Source organism: Azospirillum sp. UENF 312511 (genome assembly GCF_058780635.1).
In genome coordinates this window covers 1,085,001-1,108,302 of record NZ_JBSNCG010000005.1, presented here as the reverse complement: position 1 = coordinate 1,108,302, position 23,302 = coordinate 1,085,001, and the positions used below count along the sequence as shown (strand labels likewise).

At 68.6% G+C, this 23,302-nt stretch carries 19 protein-coding genes and 1 pseudogene (1 of these 20 running past the window's edge); 2 read left to right on the top strand and 18 right to left on the bottom strand.

The window, feature by feature from the left end; all coding sequences use genetic code 11:
* Positions 1–7: 7 nt before the first annotated feature.
* The 14 genes and pseudogenes from ACWPN7_RS33380 to ACWPN7_RS33315 form a co-directional block, all read right to left on the bottom strand.
* Entirely contained in the window at positions 8–1,498 is a 1,491-nt protein-coding gene (locus ACWPN7_RS33380) for an ATP-binding domain-containing protein (protein ID WP_200474801.1), read from the bottom strand.
* Positions 1,491–3,305, bottom strand: coding sequence for an ATP-dependent nuclease (locus ACWPN7_RS33375; RefSeq protein WP_200474800.1), 1,815 nt, complete (start codon positions 3,303–3,305; stop codon positions 1,491–1,493). Before ACWPN7_RS33375 ends, ACWPN7_RS33380 begins: the two co-directional genes overlap by 8 nt.
* Positions 3,306–3,650: 345 nt before the next feature.
* Positions 3,651–4,793: a hypothetical protein gene (locus ACWPN7_RS33370; protein WP_456525975.1), complete on the bottom strand. Its 1,143-nt coding sequence runs from the start codon at positions 4,791–4,793 to the stop codon at positions 3,651–3,653.
* 54 nt (positions 4,794–4,847) lie between these two features.
* Positions 4,848–5,684, bottom strand: a complete 837-nt coding sequence (locus ACWPN7_RS33365; protein WP_200474798.1) for a protein NO VEIN domain-containing protein — start codon at positions 5,682–5,684, stop codon at positions 4,848–4,850.
* Between the two features lie 265 nt (positions 5,685–5,949).
* Positions 5,950–6,144 carry a hypothetical protein gene (locus ACWPN7_RS33360; RefSeq protein WP_200474797.1) on the bottom strand — a complete coding sequence of 65 codons (195 nt, stop codon included), beginning with the start codon at positions 6,142–6,144 and terminating at the stop codon, positions 5,950–5,952.
* Positions 6,145–6,403: 259 nt separating this feature from the next.
* The gene (locus ACWPN7_RS33355) at positions 6,404–7,480 is read right to left on the bottom strand and encodes an IS5 family transposase (protein ID WP_200777155.1); all 1,077 of its coding nucleotides are present in this window, start codon (positions 7,478–7,480) and stop codon (positions 6,404–6,406) included.
* A gap of 513 nt (positions 7,481–7,993) precedes the next feature.
* Positions 7,994–8,123: pseudogene (locus ACWPN7_RS33350) on the bottom strand (IS256 family transposase); the annotation flags it as partial.
* A 223-nt stretch (positions 8,124–8,346) separates the two neighbouring features.
* Complete coding sequence (locus ACWPN7_RS33345; RefSeq protein ID WP_200474795.1) at positions 8,347–8,997, bottom strand: DUF3732 domain-containing protein; 651 nt, start codon at positions 8,995–8,997, stop codon at positions 8,347–8,349.
* A 354-nt stretch (positions 8,998–9,351) separates the two neighbouring features.
* The gene (locus ACWPN7_RS33340; protein WP_200474794.1) at positions 9,352–10,284 is read right to left on the bottom strand and encodes a DUF2493 domain-containing protein; all 933 of its coding nucleotides are present in this window, start codon (positions 10,282–10,284) and stop codon (positions 9,352–9,354) included.
* Positions 10,285–10,584: 300 nt separating this feature from the next.
* On the bottom strand, positions 10,585–11,610 hold the full coding sequence (locus ACWPN7_RS33335) for a DUF7146 domain-containing protein (RefSeq protein ID WP_200526775.1): 1,026 nt from the start codon (positions 11,608–11,610) through the stop codon (positions 10,585–10,587).
* Positions 11,611–11,623: 13 nt separating this feature from the next.
* Positions 11,624–15,997 (bottom strand): strawberry notch-like NTP hydrolase domain-containing protein, encoded by a 4,374-nt coding sequence (locus tag ACWPN7_RS33330; protein ID WP_459197891.1) that lies wholly within the window; start codon positions 15,995–15,997, stop codon positions 11,624–11,626.
* A 92-nt stretch (positions 15,998–16,089) separates the two neighbouring features.
* A complete protein-coding gene (locus ACWPN7_RS33325) occupies positions 16,090–16,320 on the bottom strand; it encodes a DUF6117 family protein (RefSeq protein WP_200526773.1) in 231 nt (76 codons plus the stop codon).
* A gap of 71 nt (positions 16,321–16,391) precedes the next feature.
* The gene (locus ACWPN7_RS33320; protein ID WP_200526772.1) at positions 16,392–16,781 is read right to left on the bottom strand and encodes a hypothetical protein; all 390 of its coding nucleotides are present in this window, start codon (positions 16,779–16,781) and stop codon (positions 16,392–16,394) included.
* 61 nt (positions 16,782–16,842) lie between these two features.
* Positions 16,843–18,927, bottom strand: a complete 2,085-nt coding sequence (locus ACWPN7_RS33315) for a ParB/RepB/Spo0J family partition protein (protein ID WP_200776480.1) — start codon at positions 18,925–18,927, stop codon at positions 16,843–16,845.
* A gap of 210 nt (positions 18,928–19,137) precedes the next feature.
* Between ACWPN7_RS33315 and ACWPN7_RS33310 the strand changes: the two genes are divergently transcribed.
* Positions 19,138–19,326, top strand: coding sequence for a hypothetical protein (locus ACWPN7_RS33310; RefSeq protein ID WP_372441632.1), 189 nt, complete (start codon positions 19,138–19,140; stop codon positions 19,324–19,326).
* Positions 19,327–19,645: 319 nt separating this feature from the next.
* On the opposite strand, the gene ACWPN7_RS33305 is transcribed toward ACWPN7_RS33310, so the two are convergent.
* The 4 genes from ACWPN7_RS33305 to ACWPN7_RS33290 form a co-directional block, all read right to left on the bottom strand.
* Entirely contained in the window at positions 19,646–20,590 is a 945-nt protein-coding gene (locus ACWPN7_RS33305; protein ID WP_200776479.1) for a hypothetical protein, read from the bottom strand.
* Positions 20,590–21,537, bottom strand: coding sequence for an ArdC family protein (locus ACWPN7_RS33300; protein WP_200526769.1), 948 nt, complete (start codon positions 21,535–21,537; stop codon positions 20,590–20,592). Before ACWPN7_RS33300 ends, ACWPN7_RS33305 begins: the two co-directional genes overlap by 1 nt.
* A 178-nt stretch (positions 21,538–21,715) precedes the next feature.
* The gene (locus tag ACWPN7_RS33295; RefSeq protein ID WP_200526768.1) at positions 21,716–22,075 is read right to left on the bottom strand and encodes a DUF6915 family protein; all 360 of its coding nucleotides are present in this window, start codon (positions 22,073–22,075) and stop codon (positions 21,716–21,718) included.
* A gap of 11 nt (positions 22,076–22,086) precedes the next feature.
* Positions 22,087–22,587 (bottom strand): DUF6878 family protein, encoded by a 501-nt coding sequence (locus ACWPN7_RS33290; protein ID WP_247891898.1) that lies wholly within the window; start codon positions 22,585–22,587, stop codon positions 22,087–22,089.
* A gap of 146 nt (positions 22,588–22,733) precedes the next feature.
* Here ACWPN7_RS33290 and recD2 point away from each other — a divergent pair, with 146 nt between their 5' ends.
* Positions 22,734–23,302 carry the start of an SF1B family DNA helicase RecD2 gene (gene recD2, locus ACWPN7_RS33285; RefSeq protein WP_443623239.1) on the top strand. 1,165 nt of this gene lie beyond the right edge of the window, so 569 of the gene's 1,734 nt are visible here — the first part of the coding sequence; it begins with the start codon at positions 22,734–22,736; its stop codon lies off the right edge, out of view.

The following is a 23,302-nucleotide window of genomic DNA, read 5'->3' as shown; positions in this document are numbered from 1 at the left end:
AGCCGTTTCAAATCTCTATGATCGGACTCGGATTCGAGTGGGAAACCACGAGGGTAAGGCGCCGGCTCGCGCGGCTGATCGCGACGTAGAGCAGGCGGCGATCCTTCTCGCGAAAGGTAGTGCTATCGCACGGCATGATTATGACATTCGGTGCTTCCAAGCCCTTGGCCTTGTGGATCGTGCTGATCGCGCGCGGCGGCGGCAGCCGACGGGTATGCGTATTGTGGCGCGCCTGCTCCGCGAGGCCGGACCGCGGGTCCGTCGCAGCGCCTAGGCGCACGGCCTCCCAGTACTCCCGGGGATAGTCGATGTGGACGCCGGTGAAGTCCGCTTGCCCTTTGATCGCGCCGTGCAAGGCCTGGAGGAAGGTGCCAACGCCCGTATGGTCGGGCTGGTCGATGATCCGGCGCGCCAAGGCCTGAATCAGCGCCGGCTTTCCCCGCGCCGGCTTGGCGCAGCCGCCAGCCACCTCGCTACGCAGCCGCGTGGCGAACTGGCTGTCGGAAAAACCGGTGCAGGTTTCCTGCACAAAGGCAATCGCAGCCTCAGCGACCGCCATGGCGTCGGTGCAGTTGGCCAGCCGCTCCGCGAGTGCCGGCAGGGCAGAGCGCGTGTGGCCCTCCCAGATCGGCATGGAGCGCCCTAGGGCGGCGCGAATGGCCTGCACCGTCTCGTTATGGTGCGACAAGATCAGCAAGGGTTGGACGCCCTTGAGATCGGCATTGAGGGCGCGACGCCCACGGTCGTCGAGCTGAAATCCAAGGTTCCGTTGCGCGGTGTTGTCGGCGATCACGACGCTTAGGCCGCGCGGAAGCGCGCCGGTCAGGCGCAGCTTGCCGTCGGCGGCTAGGCGTGCCCGGTTTTCCAGGATCCAGGCGCCGAGGTCTTCGCCGCCGCCACTCCACCGGTGTGGCACGTTGAGCGGCTCCGAAACATCGGCGGCGGCCCGAAAAGCGGCCAGCCGTTCGTCATCGGCCTGGCCCTTGGCGGTCGTGGCCCCCACGCCATAGATGCGCTGCATCGGATCGAAGAAGGCGCGCACCTTCGCACCAGCGCCGTGCAGCGCCTCGACCACTGCATGCTGCTCGGGACTGGCGTCCTGATGCTCGTCGCAGATCACCATCGGATAGCGGCGGGCCAGCATGTCGGCGATGAAGGGGCGGCGCCTAAGGAGGCCCGCCGCCCACCGGCCGTTGCGGTCATAGTCCGGCATCACGCCAAGGATGACGCCCGGCTCGGGATAGGCTTCGGCAATCTGTCCGATCAGGCTGTCGATGGTGCGGATTTCCAGACCCGTCAAGCCGCGGGTGCGGTCGCGGAAGACGTCGCAGGCGGCGTGGGTATGGGTCAGGATCAGCAACCGCCCAGAACCCAGGGTCGGGCAGACATCGGCGGCGAACGATGCGCCCTGGTAGGTTTTTCCGCAGCCACCGGGAGCCTCGATGACAACCAGTTTCGCGGTCGAGCGCAAGGCGGCGGCCACCGCCGCGTCAGCCATTTTGGGTCGCCTTGGGCGTCGTCGCGGTCAAGGCGGCGAGCGCGTTGATGAAGGGTTGGAGCTGAGGCTTCACCGCCATCATCGCGCCCAAGGCGTAAGCCTTGTCCGCCAGCTCTCGGCCCCCTTCAAGGCTCTTGAACCAGCGCCTGCCGTGTTTTTTCCAGGTTTTAGCCTGTCCTTCCGGCGCACCGTCGGAGTCGCCACTGGCAGCGGCGACGATGAGGGCTCGCAAACGATCACCGGCTACCGCGGCAATGGTGGTGAAATCGTGCTTGGGGAAGGTCGTCTCGGGTTCGAGAACCCTCAGCCGTTCGACTAGGCTGGCCAAGCGAGGTTGCGTTTGGGTCTCTTCGGGATCGACGAGCAGGGCTTCCAACCTGTCGTCGTCGATGTGTGCGATGACGTTGGCCTCGGTGCAGCCGGTCGGCCATTGGAACAGAAAGTCGCTCATGGTGGCCTTGAGGTCGGCCCAGCGCTTGGTGTTGTCGCCCTCGCAATCGACGAACGCGGCTAGGCCGAGTTTGGCCTTGTTGAACTCCTCCAGCAGCTCGAGCGTGAAGGTGTTACCCTGCCCGTCGCAGAGGCGAACGCCAAGGTCGAGAAGGTCGGTCCCGACCTCCCGGGCAAGGACCTCCTGAATGAACCCGACCTCGGTCGGACCCTCCCCGACCAGGGTCAGGCGCGACAGGAACGCCTCGGGGTCCCGCTGCTGGAGTTGGACGACCCGGGCGCTGGACAGCTCGGCAATGACATGGCCCTGGCTGAGATACCAGATTGTCGCCGGCTCGGCTGCGGCCAGGGCGGGCGCGCTGTGTGTCGTCATGACGACCTGCGACGGCCCTTCGGCAAGCTCGGTGACCAGCTTGCGTTGGCGGTAAGGTTCAAGCCCTCGCTCGGCTTCATCCACCAGGGTGATTGGGCAGCCTGAGCGGCAGGCCTGGGTCACCGCCAGAGAGGCCAGGCGCCGGGTCCCCGATCCCCAGCTCGACAGCGGCAGCCGGCTCTCCTCGATGGCGGCGGTCAAACCGATTAGCGCACTGATTGATTGGCCTTGGGCGGCGCTTAATCCGAGCCCAAGGTCATGCGGCAGGGCGCGTTCGCCGAATGTGGTGTTCAGCTGGTTGATCTCCTTCTGGGCTTCGCTCTGCAGCTCCGCCTTGACGTCGACATCAGAGAACTTCGCGGTCAGACGCGACCGAAGAGCCTTGTCACCGAGCAGGCGGTCGAGCGCGGAGCCCTGGACCAGGCGAAGGTCGCGATCATGCCGATCATCTCCGCCCAGCCGGACCAAGCCGATTTCCCGGCGCAGGGCGGGCGAGAAGATATCGGTCGTCCCGTTCGGATTATGGATCGCATAGGTGAGGTCGAGTTCCTCGGAGCCGCTGACCGACACCTTGTAGACGGGCGGCCCGACCGGGAGGACAGGTTCGCCGTCCTCAGGGTCCTGCGGTGCCCTGGCCTGCTTGCCGTCCCATTCCCACGGAAATGCCGGACGCGTCTGAGTGCTGATGCTGCTATCCGGTGGCAGGCTGATGATCGCGCCGATGAAGAAGCCGTCCTTGCGTTGGCGCCGCCAGTAGTCGTTGTCGGAGACGAGGGCGGCGTTGCTCGGGTTCAGCAACAGGGCGATCGCTTCAAGGATGGTGGTCTTGCCGGCGTCGCCGCCACCCAGGACGACGTTCAGGCCCGCCTTCGGGAACCAGTCGAACTTCTGAAAGGCGCGAAACCGGTCGATCTTCAAACGGAGGATCGTCGCGCCGCTGGCGCCGACCGAAGTGTTCGTAGCATTCCGCGCCATCGCGTCCATCCACCGAATCTCAGGTTCCGCCTGATCCGGCTTCCAATTATCATGCCGATCGCGCTGTGATGCTAAGCTCAAGCTGCACGTTACACAAGACGCCGATGGCCGCCCTGCGGGGAGCGCCAGCGCGAAGCAAGCTTGCGACCGACTATGTCGTTTGCAGCACTCTCTGGTCGACCATGGCGGCCCGGTCCGATGGTTCAGGATAACCCCGCCGAGCACGAAATTCCGGACACTCCCTCGCCCGACCCAACCTTGACAACTTTACCCCTTTCGCCTACCTTCATCGCTACGGGAAGCGTACTTCCCAACGGCATAGACGGGCTGAGCATTCGGTGCTGCCCTATATCTTTAGGAGCCGCCGGTCAGCACGTGCTTTGTAGCGGTGCTGGCGGCGGCTTCAATTGCTTTGTCGGCCTTCTTGTCAACGTATGAAAAAACGCGGGACAACTGCTTCCGAATCCAGCCCGGCTTGAGCCGCTTCTGTATTTCTTTGGACAGGCCCGAGGGGTCGATGTCCATGTTGCTTATTATCTCTCGCATTGTGCTGCAGGTGCTCTTATCTCTCGTGTCGTTCTCCATGGGGACCAAGCCTTTCAGGCGCTCGATCAACGCTTCGATCGCTGGTTCCAAGCGGCTTGAGCCCGCAATCCTTCCTCCATCAACTTGTTTCAAGTAGAATGAATGCGCGAAGCTCAAGGCTCGAATCTGAGTGTAGAAAAGTCTGGCAAAGCGCTCGCGTGCAGTCTCTGCATCCAAATCTTCTCTTGATTGCATGACCACGGTATCGAAATGTTGATTGCGCACGCCAGATCGAGTAGCAATCAAGGAGAGGTTATGTTCATCTATCAGCATTCTCTTCTGCTGTATTCTGGAAATTTTCGTTGCTTGGCTAGATCGGATAAATACAAATGGCGCTCCAACGCTGACGTAATTTGATCCAACGGTTTCGATATCATATATGTTGAGCTTGTTGTTCCTTGTGCTGCTCAGGATATAACCGTCTCTGAGGGCGATTGGCGCTTTGTGTAGTGGGCCTTTGAAGATTCTCCCATCCAGAAGATTTATTTCTGCTTCTGATGTGAGAATTTGCTTTGCCAGCGTGACTACATCGTACTCAGCCGCGGGTGAAGATTGGGCAATCTCGTGTATTGACGCTTCGTTAAGGCGAAAGCCGAGCTCAAAGCGCCCAGACATCTCGCCGTCAAAAAAAAATCTCCGGTAGAATGGATATGAAAGTATGCGGCGAGATCCGCCGCACAATGGCTGCAAAAACAGCTGCGCTGGATATCTGATCAGGTTATCGCAATCTGCGTAATAATTCTCACCTACAAATCCGTTTGCCGATTTGGTTCGTGTGTGAATGCTTCCAAACCCTCTGGCAAATGTAGCTCTTGGGTCAGCGCTACCCCAGCAAGGTCGTTCCAGTCGGCCCGCGCTTTCCTCGCACAAGCTCCGGTAATCCGCAAAAGGGAAAGTGACCGAAATAAACACGTTTATGCGTCCTCCCTGGAGGCAAAGTTCCTAATGCTGCTGCCCAAGCGGCACTCAGGCGAACGACGCGCACCAGCTTTCGGTGCGCAGGTTGACCACCTGCTCCAGAGAAGGCGCAAGGGTGAAGATCCGGGGGGTCTTCGCGAACAGGTGGACGCGATAGATCCGCCAGTCCGCGAGCCTCTCGCAGGCCACGTCGTGCTCGTTGCGGGTCAGGTAGAACGGCGTCATGGCTGACCCATTGGTGGTCTTCACCTCGATCAGCCGCTCGCGGCCCTGGGGGTCGAAGGAGAGGATGTCGTACCCAGCACCGTCGCCGTCCTCGGCGGCGACCCACCGGACCTTCCGAGCGAGGTCCAGGCGGTCGGCGTCAGCTAGCCGACGCCGCTCCAGGTCGAGGACGAAGGCCTCCCCGGCCTTCCCCAGGGCGCGGTTCCTGTGGTCCCGCTCCACGGGATCGAACTTCCTGACCAAGCGCCTCACGCGCTCGGGCAACGTCCCATCGGCGGCCATCAGGACCGGGGGCTGCACGAAGACGGAGGCGGGACCGACGATCGCCGGAGTTGTCGCGGGAAGGGCATCCAGGACGGCCGGCCGCGCGGTGAGATAGCGGTCGATGGCGTCGAAGATGGCGTTCTGATGGTTGCGCTTGGGCTTGTACCCGGGGATCCACGGCATCCCGAGCTCGTCGAGGACGGCCGAGATGTTCTGGTGCTTGAACTCGACGGACCGGTGGGTCCGGCCGATCCGCGCCACCAGCACGGCGCTGTGGCGACTCTTCACATAGGGCTTTCCCGCAAGGTCGGCCTCAAGCATGGCGAAGTAGTCGGCGACGATGGCATCCAGCTCGTCGGCCTGCCAAGTTGTCCCGATCTTCGCCTCGTCGGCCATCCCTTGCTGCCGCATGCTTCCATAGAGATGACAACACTATGCCAACTTCTCGGCCGCGAATCTATCCGTGGGATTCAACGGTGACGAGTTTTCGACAGTCGAGCCGGCGCGCCCTTGGACGCAGAGTCGCCCCTTGGCCGTGACGCCGATGCCCGCCGGCGACCGTGCGAGTCCGCGAGTGTGGCGGTACTCGTGACCCTAAGTGGACGTTCTTGCCTGCCCGAGATCTGCCGCCAGGTCGCTCATGGCTCCCGAACCTCTGGCGTCAAAGCGGCTCGAAGACTGGGTTTTGGATATGGAAGACGAGAAGCGCCTCGCGCTTCACCCCCTCGATATCGCGCACCGAGGGATGACACAGGTGATCCCGGTTACCGTAGCCGATCTGATAGTCGCGTCCAATCTTCGAGACGCTAACCACGGCCGCAGTGCCGTCGGCAGCGTTGCCGCGCAGATAGCCCAACCGCTGTTCCCTAGATCGGACCACGTCAGCGCTCTCCCACTGGGCGGCGGACGATGGTGAGCGTCACGTCGAAGCGGTTGTCGCACGGATCGCCTTTATGACGGCCCTTAGCAGGTCGCGGAAAAACGAACATATTCTGGCTTTTTGCCTCCGCTGAGGCTTGAGAATGGGGGTTCTGAAGCCCGTTTTTATCGGAATGGAGCGGTTTTTCGCGCTGCGCGGCTCCTGGAACCGCCATTCAGGCGGATTCCGGGCGTGATTATGCCGCCGCCAGCAGCTTGGGCAGGCGGATCAGGTTGTAGGCGGCGGCGGTCAGGGTGAACATCCAACCGACGCGGGCCGTGCCGCGATGACGTGTTTTGCGCAAGCCGGCTCCCTTGATCCAGCCGAACAGCTCCTCGATCCGTTTGCGGATTCTCAGGCTGACGGCGTAGCCGGGGTGACGGGTGGTCCGGCCGTCGATCGCCGAGCGGCGGTTGCTCGTGTTCTGCGCGACATGCGCAGCGGCGCCCAACTCGCGCATGGTCGCCACGAAATCCCTGGTGTCGTAAGCCTTGTCGGCGCCCACCGTGATGCGGTGACGGCCGGGGATGGCCTCGACCATGGAAACCGCCGCTTCGCGTTCGGCCAGACCGGTGGCCGCCGTCAGCCGGACATCGACCACCAGGGCGTGGCGGTTCTCCATCAATGCATGGCCCATGAAGGCCAGCTTCGCCGGCTGCCCGTTGCCCTTGCGGTACAGCCGCGCCTCGGGATCGCTGGTCGAGGCATGGGTCTCGTTGGACCGCCTCTCACCATGGAAGTCGCGCTCGCCGTTGCGCCCCGGCCCCGGCGGCTCGCCGCTGCCATCCTTGGGCCGGAAGCTCTTCACCGAGGCCCAGGCTTCGATCAGCGTGCCGTCCACCGAGAAATGCTCGTCCGACAGCAGCGCCTTGACCCGGGGTTGACCCAGCATGGCGGCCAGGAACTTGGCCGCCACATCGCCGGCCAGCAGGCGCTCACGGTTCTTGGTGAACACAGTGACGTCCCACACCGGGGCGTCCATCGACAAGCCGACGAACCAGCGGAACAGCAGGTTGTAGTCGAGCTGCTCCATCAGCTGGCGTTCCGAGCGCACCGAGAAGAAGGCCTGGAGCAGCAAAGCCCGCAGCAGCTTCTCCGGCGGGATCGACGGCCGGCCGAGCGTCGAGTACAGACCCTCGAACGCCGGCGACATCACCTCCAGCGCTTCATCAACGATGGCACGGATCGGCCGCAGCGGATGATCGGCCGGAACCCGAGCCTCGCAGCTCACATAGCTGAACAGACCATCGCTGTGCTCGTCCGATCCCCGCATCGTCCCCTCGCCGGCCGCTTTCTCTTCCACCAGAGAGAATCACGACCAGACGGCCGGGCACAGCCTTTTTCCGCGGCCTGTTAGGCGTGCCCTCATGGCCATTGCAGTAGTAGCTGTGCTGACCGGGAGACGAGAACAGGACGGCCTGTTGCAGGTCGAGCCCACCTTGCTGGCAACGTGGGTTCAGACAGGCGAGGTGACGCGGGATGTTTGCCTTAGTGTACCGCCCCTCCCGTTGCCATGCTTGGCGAGCATACTGCTCGTACGGATCCTGAACGACATTTAATTCCAGCGACTCTATGTCGGGAAAGGCTTTCTCCCGATCCGTGGTTTCGCCGAGAAAAGGGCGACTTGTAGTCACGCACACCTCCCTTTGATCATCAATAAGTAAGGCAAAATATCAGAACTAACAAGGAATATCTAGAAAACAAAACGGCCAGAGAAGAAGGATTCACACAGCAATGTCCGCTCTCGATATGCGCTTGGATTGATGTTGAGGCCTGCCTTGTACGGATAGCTATTGTGCTGGACCAGCCGCTCGCCCGAGCACTCCGTGCACGGCGCCGATCAGGCCCTGCACCTCCAACTCCATCAGCCGTTCGGCCGCAAAGCCGATCATCTCGCGCAGCACGTCGGCATCCATGCCCTTCTCAAGGGTCTCAAAAGCGCCGTCGCCCCAGGCCGCCAACTCCTCCACCGTGATCGCTGGACTGGCACTCGAGCAGAACTCGCAGGAGAGAGTCGCTTCGGTCTTCTTGCCCTCGCCGCATAGGTAGTCTTCGGCGAAGCAGTTGGTGCAAACCAAACATTCTTCGCCGTCTTTTACAGTCATTGCCTGACGCTCTCAGCGAGCCAACTTGGCCGGCCTAGCTGCGCCGCGTCAGCCAGTGCAGCGGTACGAGCGCATCATTGTCGCGCCACTCCTCGGTCAAAACGACACCTGGGATTTCGCCCCATACATCCAAGCCAGCGTGGTCCAGGATGATGACCTGGAGATTGCCTTTAGCCGCCACCACTTCGTCGCCGATGGCTTGGAAGATCTCGTCGCCGGCCGCAAGGAAGCGTGCGATATGCGGATAGGCCGTCGACTCCGGCTTGCCTTTGATCTTCGCGCTGGCAATCTCCTTCAAGAGGTCCACAACCGCCGTCTTGTCGTGGGCGCTATGCAGCCGCTTGACAAGAGCGCCGCCAGCTGAAGGGGTCACATAGTAGCGAAAGCGAGTCGACTGAGGGCTGACCGTATTGGCGACGCAAAGGTCCGCCCAATTGGCCATCGCCTTCCAGAGCTCAACTGAGCGGTCCGAGGCAGGATTCCCGGATAGTGCACTCTTGGTTTGCTCTAGCAAGTGTGTGCCGTCGGCATAGTGGACCGCGACGTCGTCGAGATGCTCCATAGAGACTTGGGCGTCGAGAGGGGCGTCGAGCAGATGAAAGCAGAGACGTACGGGTTGCAGCGCATAGCCGAGGTATTGCCCCGGGACCGACGTTTTCGGCTTATTGATCTGCGCGACTGTCATCCCTATCCCAACCAGCCTCGGTGCAAAGAGCCTAGAGATCCTGAGTTAAGCAACGCTAACCACGCTTATCTGATTGTAATATCAGAGTGTCTTGGCCTTGCACTGATACCCAGACGAGATGGGCGGTACGCATTGTGACCAACTGGAAGCGCTGTGTCCACTATCGGTTGCGGTTCAGGCGGCGCCATTTTGCCGCTTCGCATTGGCACCGCAAACTGGTGAACATCGAATGCGCTACTGTCTAGGTATTGGAGTAGGCTGAACGGCAGCTCTTGGCGCCGATCCGGCTGTCCAGGGTAACGGATTTACGGAAAGCCGGCGATCCGCCGCTGCGGATCGCCGGAATGGCGGTGCTCAAGCGCCGCCGTCGCCGAAGCGCCAGACCGGAATGCCCAGGCGCCGGGCCTTGTCGGCAAGGTTGGCGGCGATGCCCGAACCGGGGAAGGCGACGATGCCGATGGGCAGCGCCTCCAGCAGACGGTCGTTGCGCTTGAACGGGGCCGCCTTGGCATGGCGGGCCCAGTCGGGACGGAACAGCACCTGTGTCACCTTGCGGTGCTCGGCCCAGCAGGCGGCGATGCGCTCGGCCCCCTTCGGGCTGCCGCCATGCAGCAGCACCATGTCGGGGTGCTTGGCGCGCACCTTGTCGAGCGCCGCCCAGATACGATGGTGATCGTTGCACTCCACCCCGCCGGTGAAGGCGATGCGCGGGCCGGCCGGCAGCAGCGGCTCGGTCTCGGCCCGGCGTTTGGCGGCGAGGAAATCCCGGCTGTCGATCAGCGCGGCGGTCAGGGTGCGGTGGCTGACCAGCGAGCCGGCGCGCGGTCGCCAGCCGGAGCCGGTGTGGACCTCGAACAGCTCGGCGGCGTGGTCGCGGAAGGCCTCCATGGCGGTGCGGCGCTCGATCAGCGTCAGTCCTTCGGCCAGCAGCCGTTCCAGCTCGACCGAGCGGATCTCCGAGCCGTCCTGCTCACGTTGGCTGCGCTTCTGGGCGTCCTCGTTGTCGTCGAGCTCGCGCTGCACGCGGTCGGCGGCGCGGTGGAACAGGTTGACGGTGGACCACAGCAGGTCGGCCAGGTCGGGTTCCAGGCGGGTGTCCGTCAGCGTGACCACCAGGGCGTCGAAGACGTCGGCCAGGGCGGCGCGGATGGCGGTCTCGTCGGGCAGCGGGCGAGGATCGGGGTCGTCCTCGAAGGGCCGGTGGCCGTAGAGCTGGAGTTCGATCAGGGCATGGTCGGTGGGGGAGGCGGCGTGGTGGAGCGCGGCGGCGTCGGTGTCGGCGATCATGGCGGTTGCCCTTTAGCTGGAGGATCGGCCGCGCCCACCGCGGCCTTCGTGGCGATCTCCCAGCGGCGGGCGGGGCGGGTCCGCACCCTCTTGGGCCGCAGCGCCAGCGGAGGACGGCGGGGGGCGGCTTTCTTGTTTCGCGAGGAAGGCCGGCTTGGCCGGCCGGGGAAGAAAGGTGCTCTCCGCCGTTGCGGAACCGGCCCGGCTGCCGCCCGATCGCCCGCTGGAAGGCCGTGGCCGCGGCCTCCCGCTGGCCGGACCGGCATCCGCCCGCTCCGACCGGCGCCCGTGCGCCGAGGCTCAGGCTCCCCACGGCCAGCCGCCTCCCGTCCAGAAGCGCGCCACATCCTCCGGGGCGAGCTGGGCCCGCAGATGCGCCCGCAGCGCCGGCACGGCGAACGCCAGCAGGTCGTCGTTGAGGTCGCCCAGCACCGGTGCCAGGACCAGCGCCTCGATGCCGAGGGCCTCGGCACGGAGCCCCAAGCGCTCCGTCGCCCGGCGTCCGGCGGCGTCGTTGTCGCGGGCGACGTAGAGGCGGCGCAGCGACGGCGGCAGGTACAGAGCGGCGAGGTGGCCGGCCGAGAGCGCGGCGACCATGGGCAGGGCCGGCAGGACGGTGCACAGCGCCAGCATGGTCTCGACACCCTCCCCCGCCGCCAGGACGTCGCGGGCCACGCCGAAGCGGACGCCGTTGCCGAGCAGGTGGCCCAGCGCCCGGCGCGGCGACGGCATCGCCGCCTTGCCGCAACCGGATGGGTCGAGCCAGGTGCGCTGCACGCCGGTGAGGCCGCCATCCAGACCGGTGACCGCGGCGATCAGCGCCGGGCCTTGGGCGAGCCGGTCATTGGCGTCGCGGTACCAGCAGCGCGGCTGGAAGCGCAGGGAGCCGTCTTTCCGGGCATCCGGAATGCCGCGGTTGCGCAGATACGCTTCGGCCAACGTGCCGGCGAGCGGCCGGGAGCGGGCGAACAGGCGGCGGGCGGCCTCCGGCGATCCGATGGGGGCTGGAGGCTCCCACCGCGGCTCCGGCGGCGCCCGCGACGAACCGAGGAAAACACGGGCCTCGTCGAGCACCGCGGCCAGCCGGCCGAGACCGCGGTTAAGCCCGATGAGGTCGAGCAGGTCGCCGTGCTCGCCGGTGGCAGCGTCGGCCCATCTACCGATAGCACCCCCATGCAGCCGGACGTAGAGGCTCTCCCCCGGCGTGCCGTGGACGTCACCGACCCGCCAGTAACGCCCCTCCCGCCGCCCATGCGGCAGGTAATGGCGGCACACCGCCTCGGCCTCCCGCGCGAGGCGCTGCGCCATCTCCGATGCAACGGACATGGCGCCGGCCCCTTCACGGCCCCGTCCGGTCGACAGCACGGAGCAGCGGGTGGCGGGCCAGCAGGGCGGCGAACACCGCCGGCCCGCGCTCGCCCACCGGCACGAACAGACGCAACGTCCAGGCGATGATCTCGGACATCAGCCCCAGCGCCTTCAGCCGCTCCACCATCCCTTCGCTGAAGCCGGACAGCTCGATCCGGTGGGTGCCCATCACCGTGACCCGGCGCAGCCGCAGTCCGTCGGCCAGATGCAGCACCGCCCGCCCCTCCAACACCGAGGCCCAGGCCTGCTCCGCCGACGGCACCGGCGCGGCACCGGCGCCGGCACCGAAATTGCGTTCCACCTCGGCCAGGGCGTCCGGCGCCACCACCCGGCCGATGACCCGTTCGCCGTCGTCGGTCTGCAACCGCACCACCCGCGGGTTCGTGTCCGGCAGATGCTGCCACACCGGCAGCAGCAGCCCAGTCACCAGATGCAGGGTGCTGGTGGCGAATTCCGGCACCGCCGCGACCTCCGCCTCCCAGGCGGCGGTAAAAGCCTCCTGTTCAGCCGGGCGCCAGTGGCTCTGCGCCAGCTCGGCCACCGTCACGGTCAGGCGCTCCAGCGGCCGCAGCAGCCGCACCCGGCGCCCCACCGTGCCGTCGTCCAGCATCAGCCCGGCGGCTGGCACCGCCACCGCCGCCCGGCTGGAGCGGGCGTTGACCAGCAGCCGTGCCTGCGGCGCGGATCCTTTCTCCAGCGCCTCCTCCAGGCCCATCGGCTGGTTGCGGTCGCGCCGTGCCAGGGTGAACAGCCGGGTCTCCGCTCCGGTCGCCGGGTGGGTGTAGAGGGTGCGCCGGTTCGTCACCGTGAAGCTGTCGGCCACCAACGTCTCGACGCCGCGGTCGTAGGTGCCCGAGGCGATGGCGCCTTCGATCTTCGCGGCGAGCAGCTGCTCGAACACGGTGAACAGCGTGTTCTGCAAGCCGATGGTCAGGGCCAGCAGCCGGTTGAGGAAGGTGGTGATCGGCGGCAGCTCCTCGCGCAAGGTCCCGTCGCGGTCACAGAGCGCCAAGCCGGTCGCCGCCTCGAAGTCGCCCAGCGAGCAGCCTTCCACCTTGCTGGCATGCAGCAGGCCGTAGAGCTGGCGCAGGGCGGCGCGGGCGTAGATGGATTCGAGGTTGTCGTCGGCGCGGAACAGGCCCTGCCCGCCGGTCTGGCGCTGGCCGCGGGTGATGGCGCCCAGCGTGTCGAGCCGGCGGGCGATGGTGGAGAGAAAGCGCTTCTCCGCCCGCACGTCGGTGGCGACCGGGCGGAACAGCGGCGGCTGCGCCTGGTTGGTCCGGTTGGAGCGGCCCAGTCCCTGGATGGCGGCGTCGGCCTTCCAGCCGGCCTCCAGCAGGTAGTGCACCCGCAGCCGTTGGTTCTTCGCCCCGAGATCGGCGTGGTAGCTGCGGCCGGTGCCGCCGGCGTCGGAGAAGACCAGGATGCGCTTGTCGTCGTCGAGGAAGGCCTGGGTTTCGGCCAGGTTGGCCGAGCCGGGGCGGCTCTCCACCGCCAGCCGGTCGTCCCCGCCGGGATCGGTCTTGCGCACGATGCGGCGCGAGCGGCCGGTGACCTCGGCGACCATGGCGGCGCCGAAGCGCTGGACGATCTGGTCGAGCGCCCCCGGCACCGGCTCCAGCGCCGCCAGCCGCTCGATCATGCGGGCGCGCCGCTCCACCGCCTCGCGGCACGGCACCGGCTGGCCGTCCCGCCACACCGGCCGGGAGGACAGGGTGCCGTCGGCGTCGGTGAAGGGTTCGTGCAGCTGGGTCGGGAAGGAGTGGGCGAGGTACTCGAGGACGAGTTCGCGCTGCGTGACGTCGATCGACAAATCATCCCACTCCTCGGTGGGGATGTCGGACAGGCGGCGTTCCATCAATGCTTCGCCGGTGGAGACGAGCTGCACCACCACGGCGTGGCCGGCGGCAAGGTCACGTTCGATGGACTTGAGCACGGTCGGCGTTTTCATCGCCGAGATCAGATGGTTGAAAAATCGTTGCTTCGCGCCCTCGAAGGCGGAGCGGGCGGCGGCCTTGGCGGCGCGGTTCAGGGTGCCGCCGGCCCCGGTGACGTTGGCGGCTTCCAGCGCCGCGGTCAGGTTGGTGTGGATGACCTGGAAGGCCGCGGCGTAGGCGTCGTAGATGGCGACCTGCCCCGGCGTCAGCCGGTGCTCGACCATCTCGTAGCGGACCCCCTCGAAGGAGAGCGAGCGGGCGCTGTAGAGGCCGAGGGCCTTGAGGTCGCGGGCCAGCACCTCCATGGCCGCCACCCCGCCGGCCTCAATGGCCTGGACGAACTCGGCGCGGGTGGCGAAAGGGAAGTCCGCCCCGCCCCACAGGCCGAGGCGCTGGGCGTAGGCGAGGTTGTGCACGGTGGTGGCGCCGGTGGCGGAGACGTAGAGCACGCGGGCATCCGGCAGGGCGTGCTGGAGGCGCAGGCCGGCGCGGCCCTGCTGCGAGGGGGTGACGGGACCGCCGTCGCGGCCGAAGCCGGCGATGCCGCCGGCGTTGCGCAGGGCGTGGGACTCGTCGAAGACGATCACGCCGTCGAAGTCCCGGCCGAGCCAGTCGACGATCTGCCGGACGCGGGGCACGGCGCCCTCGCCGCCGTCGCCGCGCAGGGTGGCGTAAGTGGTGAAGAGAACGCCGCGCTCCAGGGTGATCGGCGTTCCGGGGCGGAAGCGCGACAGCGGGGTGACCAGCAGGGGCTCCTGGCCCAGCGCCGACCAGTCGCGCCGGGCGTCCTCGATCAGGGTGTCGGACTTGGAGATCCACAGCGCCCGCTGGCGGCCCTTGAGCCAGTTGTCGAGCAGGATGCCGGCAACCTGCCGGCCCTTGCCGGCACCGGTGCCGTCGCCGAGGAACCAGCCGCGGCGGAAGCGCACCGCATCTTCAGCCCCTTCCGAGGCTGCCGAGACGACGTCGAAGGTCTCGTCCACCGTCCAGGCGCCGGCAAGGTAGCCGGCGTGCGCCTCGCCGGCGAGGATGACGCTCTCCAGTTGGGCGTCGGAGAGGATGCCGCCTGTGACCAGGACGGCGGGCAGGTGCGGGCGGTAGCGGGGCTTGGGCGGGGCGACCGCGGCCATGGCGGCGGACTGCACCAACGGCGTCGGGTGCGACCGGACGCCGGGGATCATGATGGACTGGAGCGTGTAGGGCTCGTAGAGCGCGGCGGTGAGGCGGGCCCCGACCTCCGGCGCCCAGTCGCGCGGCTCGTATTCCAACTCGGCGACCGCCGGGCCGGACGCTGGCGTGCACACCGTCGGCGCAGCCGCCGCCCGGCGCACGGGCCGTGCCATCATGGCGCGGGCCAGCACCGGCAGCGGAGCCGCTGCCGAGGCGGAAACAGAAGCGCGCGGCGGCACGTCGCGCCGGACCCAATCCAGCAGCGTGGCGGCGTCCGGGGCTGTGCCCGGCGAGGCCGGGAAGACCGCCGGGTCGGCGGCGGGCACGCGGTCGATGACGATCAGCCGGGTGTCCACCGTGGTACCGTGGCGGGTGTAGACCCGGCCGTCGATGGCGGCGGAGAAGACGACGCGGCCCCGCTCCTGCAGGCGCACGAGGGCATCGCGCCATGCCGGATGCTCGGGCGCCAGCCCGGCACTGGTGACGGCGACAAGGCGCCCGCCCTCCGCCAAGCGGGCCAGGGCCGACGTGACGTGCCGGAGAGCGGTGTCGGCGACGCGGCCGTCCACCGCCGCCAGCGCCGAGAAGGGCGGGTTCATCAGCACCACCGTCGGCCGGATGGTGGGGTCGAGATGGTCGTGGATGTTGGCGGCGTCGAAGCGGGCCACCGGGACACCGGAGAACAGGCGCTCCAGCAGGCCGGCGCGGGTGTCCGCCAACTCGTTGAGGGCGAGACCCGCCCCCGCCTGTTCGGCGAAGACGGCGAGCAGGCCGGTGCCGGCGGAGGGCTCCAGCACCCGGTCGGCCGGGGTGAGCGCCGCGGCGGCGGCCACCACGCCGGCCAGCGGCAGCGGGGTGGAGAACTGCTGCCGGGCCTTGCTCTCCTCGGAGCGGCGGGTCTGGCTGGGCAGCAGCGCCGCCAGCCGCTCCAGCATGGCCAGGAACGCCGCCGGGCTGGCGGCGCGGGCCAGCATGGCCGGGCCGAAGCGGCGCAGGAACAGCACCTGCGCCGCCTCGCCGGCGTCGTAGGCCAGCTTCCAGCTCCAGGCGCCCTCGGCGTCGGAGCCGCCGAACGCCGCGGCCATCGCGGCGCGCAGCGTGCCGGCGTCGATGGCCCGGCCGCGTTCGAGGCCGGGCAGCGGCCGCTCCGCGGCGGCGAGCAGGGCCGCCGCGGTGTCCACCAGGGGCGGAGAACAGGGGGCGGCGGCATCGGTTCGGAGGTCGGCGGTCAGGGTCATGGCGGAGGATCCGGGAGAGCGGGGAGACCAGCGGCCGGCGGACGCTCTCTCGATCCGCTCCGGCTCACCCCGGCCCCCGCCCTCCTCGCCCTCTACCCGCCGCCGGGATCGAACGGCGGGTCGTAGAGCTCATAGGGGTTGCCGTCGGCCAGATGCCCGAAGGGGGTGAGCACCACCTCGCCACTGCGTTGCGCGACAGCGCACAGAATGAAGCGGGTCTCGCCGGTGTGGGCGTCGGTGCCCTGCACCAGCGCCAGGTCGCCGGCCACCGCGGCGCGCAGCAGCGTCGCGAAATTCGCCTTCACGAAATCGGGAATCGACATGGGGAGGCTCCTAAAGACAGGAGCCCGGCGCGGTGGCCGGGCTCGACGAAGGATGGGATGGCGAGCACGGATCAGGCGGAGGAGCCGAGGCGGCGTTCCGCCGCGCGGATGGCGGCCAGCGCCGCCCGGAACCGCACGGCACCGTGTTCCTCGCCGAGGTCGGTGCTCAAAGCCACGGCCCGGCAGGCGGCGTGGATGTCGGCATCGCCGACCATCTCCGGCGCCAGCCGGGTCAGCGTGCCGTCGGTTTCGATCACGGTGCGGATCTCCTCCCGGACCTCCTCTTCGGCCAGGCGGAGCAGGACGTGCTCCCGCGGGACGTCCGGGTCGAGGAGAACGGCTCCCTGGCTGGCCGGGATCACGACGAAGGCGGCCTCGGCGGTGATCACGAGAACCGGGACGCCGTGGGCGAGAGCGGCGGCCGGCAGACGCACGACCATGGTGACGACGGGCTCGGTCATGACGAACCTCCAGAAACGAGGACGGAGACGGAGCGGCCGGAGCCGCTCCGCAGCGTGCGCGTCAGGCGGCGGCCGCCTCGGTGCGGTCCGCGTCGCCCCCGGCGTCCGGGATCTCCCCGTCACCGGTCAGGAAGGCCGGCAGGGAGGCGCCCTCCCCCTCCGCATCGCCCGCCGCGCCGGCATCACCGCCGGCCGCCGGCTCCAGCGGCCGGCGCAGCGGCTCGGGCAGCCAGCCGCTGCCGGCCAGCAGCCGCTCGGCCTCCTTGGCCATGTCCGGCTTGCGCAAATGGTCGATCAGCTGCGCCGCCTCCGGACCGCGGGCCTCGCGCACCGCCTCCAGGATGCGCGCCTTCGGCACCCGGCCGAGGTAGCTGTCCACCGTCGCCGTCCAGCCGGCTGCCGCCATGTCGAGGCTGACCGCCTCGGCCAGCAGGTCGGCATGGGCGGCGCGCTGCGGCGCCCGGTTCCACGGCTCGTGCACGGCGTTGACGCCGAAGGAGACGCAATGGGCGAACAGGGCGGCCCGGCTGTCGCCGTCGAACCCCACCAGCGTCTCCCACAGGGCGGCCGGTCCGCTCGGCAGCTGGGTGCTCCAGGCGCGCTGGCGGGCATCGATCGCCCGGGCCGCGGCGCTGGCGGCGAGGTCGGGCGGCTGCACCCCGAAGCCGGCGCTCTTCAGCTCCAGCTCCAGGCAGGAGGCGCCGGGGCGCTGGGTGAAGGTACGCAGGCACAGCGTGTGCAACATAGCCAGAAAGGCGGTGTCGGGATCCTTGGCCAGCGCGTCGCGCAACGCCAAGGTGCGGTGCACGCTCAGCTCGATCAGCAGCCGCTCGGGCAAGGGCCGCAGCCCCTCGTCGTCCTCCGAGGTCGCGGCCCCGGCGACCGGCACCGGGGCCGACACGCTGGCACCGCCGGCGATGGCGGCCGGCTGGGCGGCCACCGCCCCGCCCCCGCCGTTGGCCGGGCCGGCGGACGTCTCCTCGCCACCGGCCGAAACCACCGGCTCGACCGGCGCCTCGTCCTCCGGCCGCACGTAACCGCGGTCGACCTGGAGCTGGCCCTCGACATCGACGCTGACGAACACCCCGGCCCGCGCCACCTCGGCGGTCTCGTAGACCAGCGGCCGCTCCTCCAGCCCCCGCAGCTCCACGTCGATCTCGGACAGACGCCGCGCCACCCGATCCAGCTCCTCGGCGTGCAGCGCGTCGTAGGTCGCCTGCTCCGCTTCGCTCAGCGGCACCGGCTCGCCGGCCAGACGGCGCAGCCCGCGGCTGTGACCGTAGGGAAAGGCCAGAGCCACCTCCACCCACTTCCAGCCCTCGGTGCGGACGGTGGCGGCCTCGGCCTCCAGCTTCTCCGCCACCAGCCGGTCGAGCAGGGCCGGGTCCTGCAGCCAGCCGCCGTCGTCGTGCTGGAACAGGTCGCGCATCACCGCCCCGCCGGCCGCCTCGTAGGCCTCCACGCCGACGAACAGCGCCCGCTTGTCCGACGCCCGCACCGCGCCTTCGGTGAGCAGCCGGCGGATCTGGTAGGGCTCGCGGCTGTAGGCGCGCGACAGCGCCTCCCACACCTGCTCCTGGCGGGCGTGGTCGCCGCTGACGGTGAAGGCCATCAGCTGCTCCAGCGTCATGCGGTCCTCGGCGTAGGCGTCGAGCAGCGCCGGCGCGACGGCGGCCAGCTTCAGGCGCTGCTTCACCACGCCGGGGGCGACGAAGAAGCGGGCGGCGATCTCCTCCTCGCCGAGCCCCGCCTCGCGCAGGGTCTGGAAGGCGCGGAACTGGTCGAGCGGGTGCAGCGGGGCGCGCTGGACGTTCTCGGCCAGCGAGTCCTCCTCGGCGAGGCCGGCGGTGCGCACGACGCAGGGCACCGGCTGGGTCTTGCTCATGCGCTTCTGCTTGACCAGAAGCTCCAGCGCCCGGAAGCGGCGACCGCCGACCGGCACCTCGAAGACGCCGGTCTCGTTGCCCTCGGCGTCGAGCACCGGGCGGACGGCGAGGCTGTGCAGCAGGGTGCGCCGGGCGATGTCCTCGGCGAGCTCCTCGATGGAGACGCCGGCCTTGACCCTGCGGACGTTGGCTTGGGACAGCACCAGCTTGTTGAAGGGGATGTCGCGCGAGGTGTTGAGGACGATCTTGGGCGTGGCCATATCGAACTTCTCCGCGACGGACGGCCGGGAGCCTCTCTCCCAACCTCCTCATCCGTCATCCCGATGTCCGCCCTCCTCTCCCTCTTCCTGCGGCACAGTTCCGCAAGCGGCCGGCGCTCCCTCTCCTGCCCGAACGGCCGCTTGCCGGAGAGCCCCGCCACGCGCATCATCCCGGCCAGGTTCGGCGGAGCCGTCCGGGGAGGGTTTTTGGTGTTCATGGTGGACGAGGCGATGGCCGCGGCGGTGCGCCGGGCTTTCGACGAACGAGGCGAATGGCCGGCGGTGACGGAACTGCGGCGCCACGTGTGCATCGACGACAACGCCGAGGCCCTGCGGGTGGTGCGGACCATCGCCTCGTGGCGCCGCTCTCCGGAGGCGTCCAGGCGGCCACCCGCCTGAACGCCCGATCCGTCACCGCGCTGTCGTGATGGACCGCCTCACCCGCGCCGTGCGCCGGCGATCGGGGATGCATGCGGGTGTCGTCGTAGGGGCTGTCTTCCGATTGCCGCAGGGCGATCCCGCGCGCCTCGGCGCGACCGGCCGCTTCGACCACATAGGTCTCGATCCCGTACATCGTACCGGCGTTCGAGAACACGACCTCGACCACGAAACGAGGCGCGACAGGCTGTTTCAGAGGGGTCATCACACATCCTCCGGCAAGGGTTGCGTCGGGGAAGAAGGCCGGGCCGGCTGTCGGTGAAGGATCGGCAGCGGGCGCCTACACACCGCACAGGCCCTCGCATTCGTTGGGCCAGAGATCGAGCTGGCCGCGGTCGGCATCGGTCGCCAAGTCCGCCTCGTCGAGCGGCACGGCGGAGCGATGGAGATAGACCTCGCCGCGGATGCCGCGGAAACCGGTGCGGATGGCCCGGTCCACCGCCACGGCGTCGGCCCAGGCGTCGGGGTCGCCATCGCGCAGCCGCCGCCAGTGGGCGTCGGCGTGGAAGGGGCAGCCGATGCAGGCGCTGCGGGGCGGCTCCGGATAGCCGTGCCGGGCCAGCCAGAGCAGGCAGTCGCGCCGGGTCATCCGCTGCTCGACCAGCGGCCAGCGGTTGACCTGCCAGCCCTCGGCCGACGGCTTCATGCGCGCCGCCTCATCGAGCGAAATCCCCAGCCACGCCTCCACCACCGGGGTCTTGGGCGAGCGCCGGCCGGCGATCCCGGCCAGGTCGCGCACCTTGCGGCGGATCGGCACCACCTTGAAGTCGCCGGTGCACTGTCTGCGGATCATGCCGATGGTGACGCGGCCGGCCGGCAGGACGCGCGTGCCGACGACGACGGTCCCGCCCTGGCCGTCCTCGCCGACGAGCGGGATCACGGTCCCGGGCGGGATGACGGTGCGGGTGTAGGCGGGGATGGACACCCGGCGTTGCCCCCGCGCCCCGGCCAGGAGGTCGGCCCGGAGGTCGCCGGCCGAGACGACGTGGACCGGGAAGGGCAGCACGCCCGGCGCCATCAGCCAGGCGAGGTGGCGGTAGACCGCCTGCGATTCCCAGCCGGTGTCGGCGAAGACGGCACAGTCGGGCATCGGGCCGACGGCGCCGTGGGCGGCCATCAGGGCGAGGGTGGTGGACTGGACGCCGGCCCCCAGGCTGAGGACGCGCAGCCGGATTGCCTCCACCGCCAGTTCAGGCGGCGGGCACCATGAGGAGAGCGCGCCCATCACACGGACTCCCGCTCGTCACCGGCTGCGGGAACGGTTTCGGGCAGGAAGCCGAGCAGATAGTCGGCCGCCTTGCTGGCTTGGCTGGCGGCGCGGACGATGGCATGATCGTCCGCGCGAAGGACGTCCAACCACGCCCCAAGGTAATCGGCGTGGCGCACGGTGGGGACGATGCCGAGCGCCGCGCAGAGAAAGGCGGCTGAAATTTCGGCAATCAGTTCCTCGAAGGCGTACTTGCGGGAGCCGAAGGACCCGGACAGATCGCGGTTCAACCTTGACGAGTGTCCTGTCGCGTGGGCACCCTCATGGAGGGCGGTGCGGTGCCAGTTCACGGGCTCGAAGAAGGCCTGCGGAGGCGGCACCTGCACGTAATCGTGCTGGGGGCTGTAGAAGGCCCGGGTGCCGCCGATGCGGAACTCGATGCCGCTGGCCCGGATCAGCGCCTCGGCCCGCGGCAGGATCAGCCCCTCCGGGATCGGCGGCGGCGCCACGGCGATGCCCTCGGGCAGGCTCTCGCACTGGTCACAGTTGAAGACCGTGAAGCGTTTCAGGAAGGGGACCGCCTGGGGCTCGTCCCCGGTGTCCCGTGCCCGGCGGCGCTCGTCGTCGGGGATGAAGCGGTCGGCGTAGACGACGGTGGTGCCGCGCTCGCCCTTGCGGACGTGGCCGCCCAGAGCCAGGGACTGACGGAACGTCAGCCAGCCCTGGCCGGAGAAGCCGCGGGCGACGACGGCGCCCCACAAGATCAGCACGTTCACGCCGGTGTAGGCGCGGCCGGTGGCGGCGTTGCGCGGCAGGCCGAGCGGGGCGGAAGTGGCCGGGGTTCCCCAGGGCTGGACCCAGGGCAGCCGGCCGGCTTCCAGCTCGGCGATGATGCGGGCGGTGATCTCGGCGTAGAGACTGGTCCGGTCGGCGCCGGCGCGGGCGGTTGGTACGGTGTCGGGCATGGCGGGTCTCCGCGACGGGCTGGCCGGAAGCCTGTCCTCCAGCCCTCAAGCCCGTCGCGAACACCGTCTCGGTCCTCTCCCTCTTCGCGCCCGCCCCCTCCCGGCCGACAGGACGGCCAAACAAAAAAATGGCCCGGCGCTGACGCCGGGCCGGTCGAGATGGAAAGGGGACGAGCCGTCAGCTGCCGTCGCCGGGATCGACGCCGGGGTGCAGGGGCTGGGCCCGGCCCATCCAGGGCTCCGGCCGGATGCAGCGCACCCAGTCGGCGAAGCTGGGGATGAAGCCGAGATCTTCGCGGACGTGTTGCTCCCCGATCAGCCGCACCGGCACGACGCGGCCGGTGGACAGCGTCAGCGTGACGCCGTACAGCGTCTCCAGCAGAAAAATGCCCTCGGCGTGATGGCGCAAGGCCCGATGGCGGAAATCAGCGGTTATGGCTTTCGAGCCGTCGATCCACTGGTGCAGAGCCATGTACTCGTCCGCCGTCCCTCCCCAGGTGCGCGCCGACGACAGGGCATGATGATACGCGTGCGCCATGGCGACCTCCCTTAGAAATCATGCTCGTAGTAGTCGTTGGCGGTATAGCGCTCGTTGTATTCCAGGCGGACCGCCCGCCCGGCAACGTCGAGGACGAGGGTGCCGAACGCGCCGTCGCCGTCTTCCCAGCCGTCGTGGGTGGCGGCGAGCAGGTCGTAGGTCAGCGCCTCGACGGCCTCGCCCAGCGGCAGGGGCCGCCGCTCCAGGGCCGAACCGTCCCAGAGCGGGGTGGCGATCTCGGCGGTGCCGTCGGGCAGCGGCACCTCGGTCTCGCCGGCCTGGGCGTGGATGGCCTCGATCTGGCCGGAATCGCCATAGCCGTCGAAGGTGACGGTGACGATGGAGAGCCCCGCCACGGCCAGCGCCGCCAGGACGGCGTCCTTGTTGAGGATGCGGGCCTCGGCGGCGAGGCGGCCGTGCGCCTCGGCCCGAGCCTGCCACAAGGCCGGTTCGGCTTCGGCCGGTGATGCGGCGGGCACCCCGCCGATGTCGTCGTGGTTGGAAGCGGACATATCTTCTGGTCTCCGCGACAGGCCGGCCGGAAGCCTCTCTTCCCGCCCTTCAACCCGTCGCAAACACCGCCTCGGCCCTCTCTCTTTCCCCGGCCGCCGGCGGGAACGGATGACAGCGCACCGCCGCTGCCCCATCCTTGAGGACCATGCCGAGGCCTTCACACACCACCCCGCCCCACCCTGCCGCCGAGGAGCGCGAACCGCTGTCCGGGCTGGTGGAGCGCGTCACCTACCACAACCCCGAGAACGGCTACTGCGTGCTGCGGGTCAAGGTGCGCGGCCACAAGGACCTCGTCACCCTGGTCGGGCACGCCGCCTCCGTCTCCCCCGGCGAATACATCCAGGCGTCGGGCCGCTGGGAGCAGCACCGCGAGCACGGCCCGCAGTTCCGCGCCGCCTTCCTGCGCGCCGCCCCGCCGACCACTCTGGAGGGCATCGAGAAGTACCTCGGCTCCGGTCTCATCAAGGGCATCGGCCCGGTCTATGGCCGCAAGCTGGCCCGCACCTTCGGCGAGGCGGTGTTCGACGTCATCGAGACCCAGCCGCAGCGCCTGATCGAGGTGCCCGGCATCGGCCCCAAGCGCATCGCGAAGATCACCCGCGCCTGGGCCGAGCAGAAGATCGTGCGGGAGATCATGGTCTTCCTGCAGAGCCACGGCGTCGGCACGTCGCGCGCCGTGCGCATCTTCAAGACCTACGGCGCCGACGCCATCCC

What these genes read in the sequence shown, in the direction of transcription:
- ACWPN7_RS33375 (WP_200474800.1), bottom strand. Translation starts at nt 3,305, where the DNA reads ATGGACGCGATGGCGCGGAATGCTACGAACACTTCGGTCGGCGCCAGC.
- ACWPN7_RS33305 (WP_200776479.1), bottom strand. Translation starts at nt 20,590, where the DNA reads ATGGGCGCGCTCTCCTCATGGTGCCCGCCGCCTGAACTGGCGGTGGAG.
- ACWPN7_RS33290 (WP_247891898.1), bottom strand. Translation starts at nt 22,587, where the DNA reads ATGTCCGCTTCCAACCACGACGACATCGGCGGGGTGCCCGCCGCATCA.
- ACWPN7_RS33300 (WP_200526769.1), bottom strand. Translation starts at nt 21,537, where the DNA reads ATGCCCGACACCGTACCAACCGCCCGCGCCGGCGCCGACCGGACCAGT.
- ACWPN7_RS33330 (WP_459197891.1), bottom strand. Translation starts at nt 15,997, where the DNA reads ATGACCCTGACCGCCGACCTCCGAACCGATGCCGCCGCCCCCTGTTCT.
- ACWPN7_RS33295 (WP_200526768.1), bottom strand. Translation starts at nt 22,075, where the DNA reads ATGGCGCACGCGTATCATCATGCCCTGTCGTCGGCGCGCACCTGGGGA.
- ACWPN7_RS33325 (WP_200526773.1), bottom strand. Translation starts at nt 16,320, where the DNA reads ATGTCGATTCCCGATTTCGTGAAGGCGAATTTCGCGACGCTGCTGCGC.
- ACWPN7_RS33365 (WP_200474798.1), bottom strand. Translation starts at nt 5,684, where the DNA reads ATGGCCGACGAGGCGAAGATCGGGACAACTTGGCAGGCCGACGAGCTG.
- ACWPN7_RS33320 (WP_200526772.1), bottom strand. Translation starts at nt 16,781, where the DNA reads ATGACCGAGCCCGTCGTCACCATGGTCGTGCGTCTGCCGGCCGCCGCT.
- ACWPN7_RS33315 (WP_200776480.1), bottom strand. Translation starts at nt 18,927, where the DNA reads ATGGCCACGCCCAAGATCGTCCTCAACACCTCGCGCGACATCCCCTTC.
- ACWPN7_RS33340 (WP_200474794.1), bottom strand. Translation starts at nt 10,284, where the DNA reads ATGATCGCCGACACCGACGCCGCCGCGCTCCACCACGCCGCCTCCCCC.
- ACWPN7_RS33380 (WP_200474801.1), bottom strand. Translation starts at nt 1,498, where the DNA reads ATGGCTGACGCGGCGGTGGCCGCCGCCTTGCGCTCGACCGCGAAACTG.
- ACWPN7_RS33355 (WP_200777155.1), bottom strand. Translation starts at nt 7,480, where the DNA reads ATGCGGGGATCGGACGAGCACAGCGATGGTCTGTTCAGCTATGTGAGC.
- ACWPN7_RS33345 (WP_200474795.1), bottom strand. Translation starts at nt 8,997, where the DNA reads ATGACAGTCGCGCAGATCAATAAGCCGAAAACGTCGGTCCCGGGGCAA.
- ACWPN7_RS33335 (WP_200526775.1), bottom strand. Translation starts at nt 11,610, where the DNA reads ATGTCCGTTGCATCGGAGATGGCGCAGCGCCTCGCGCGGGAGGCCGAG.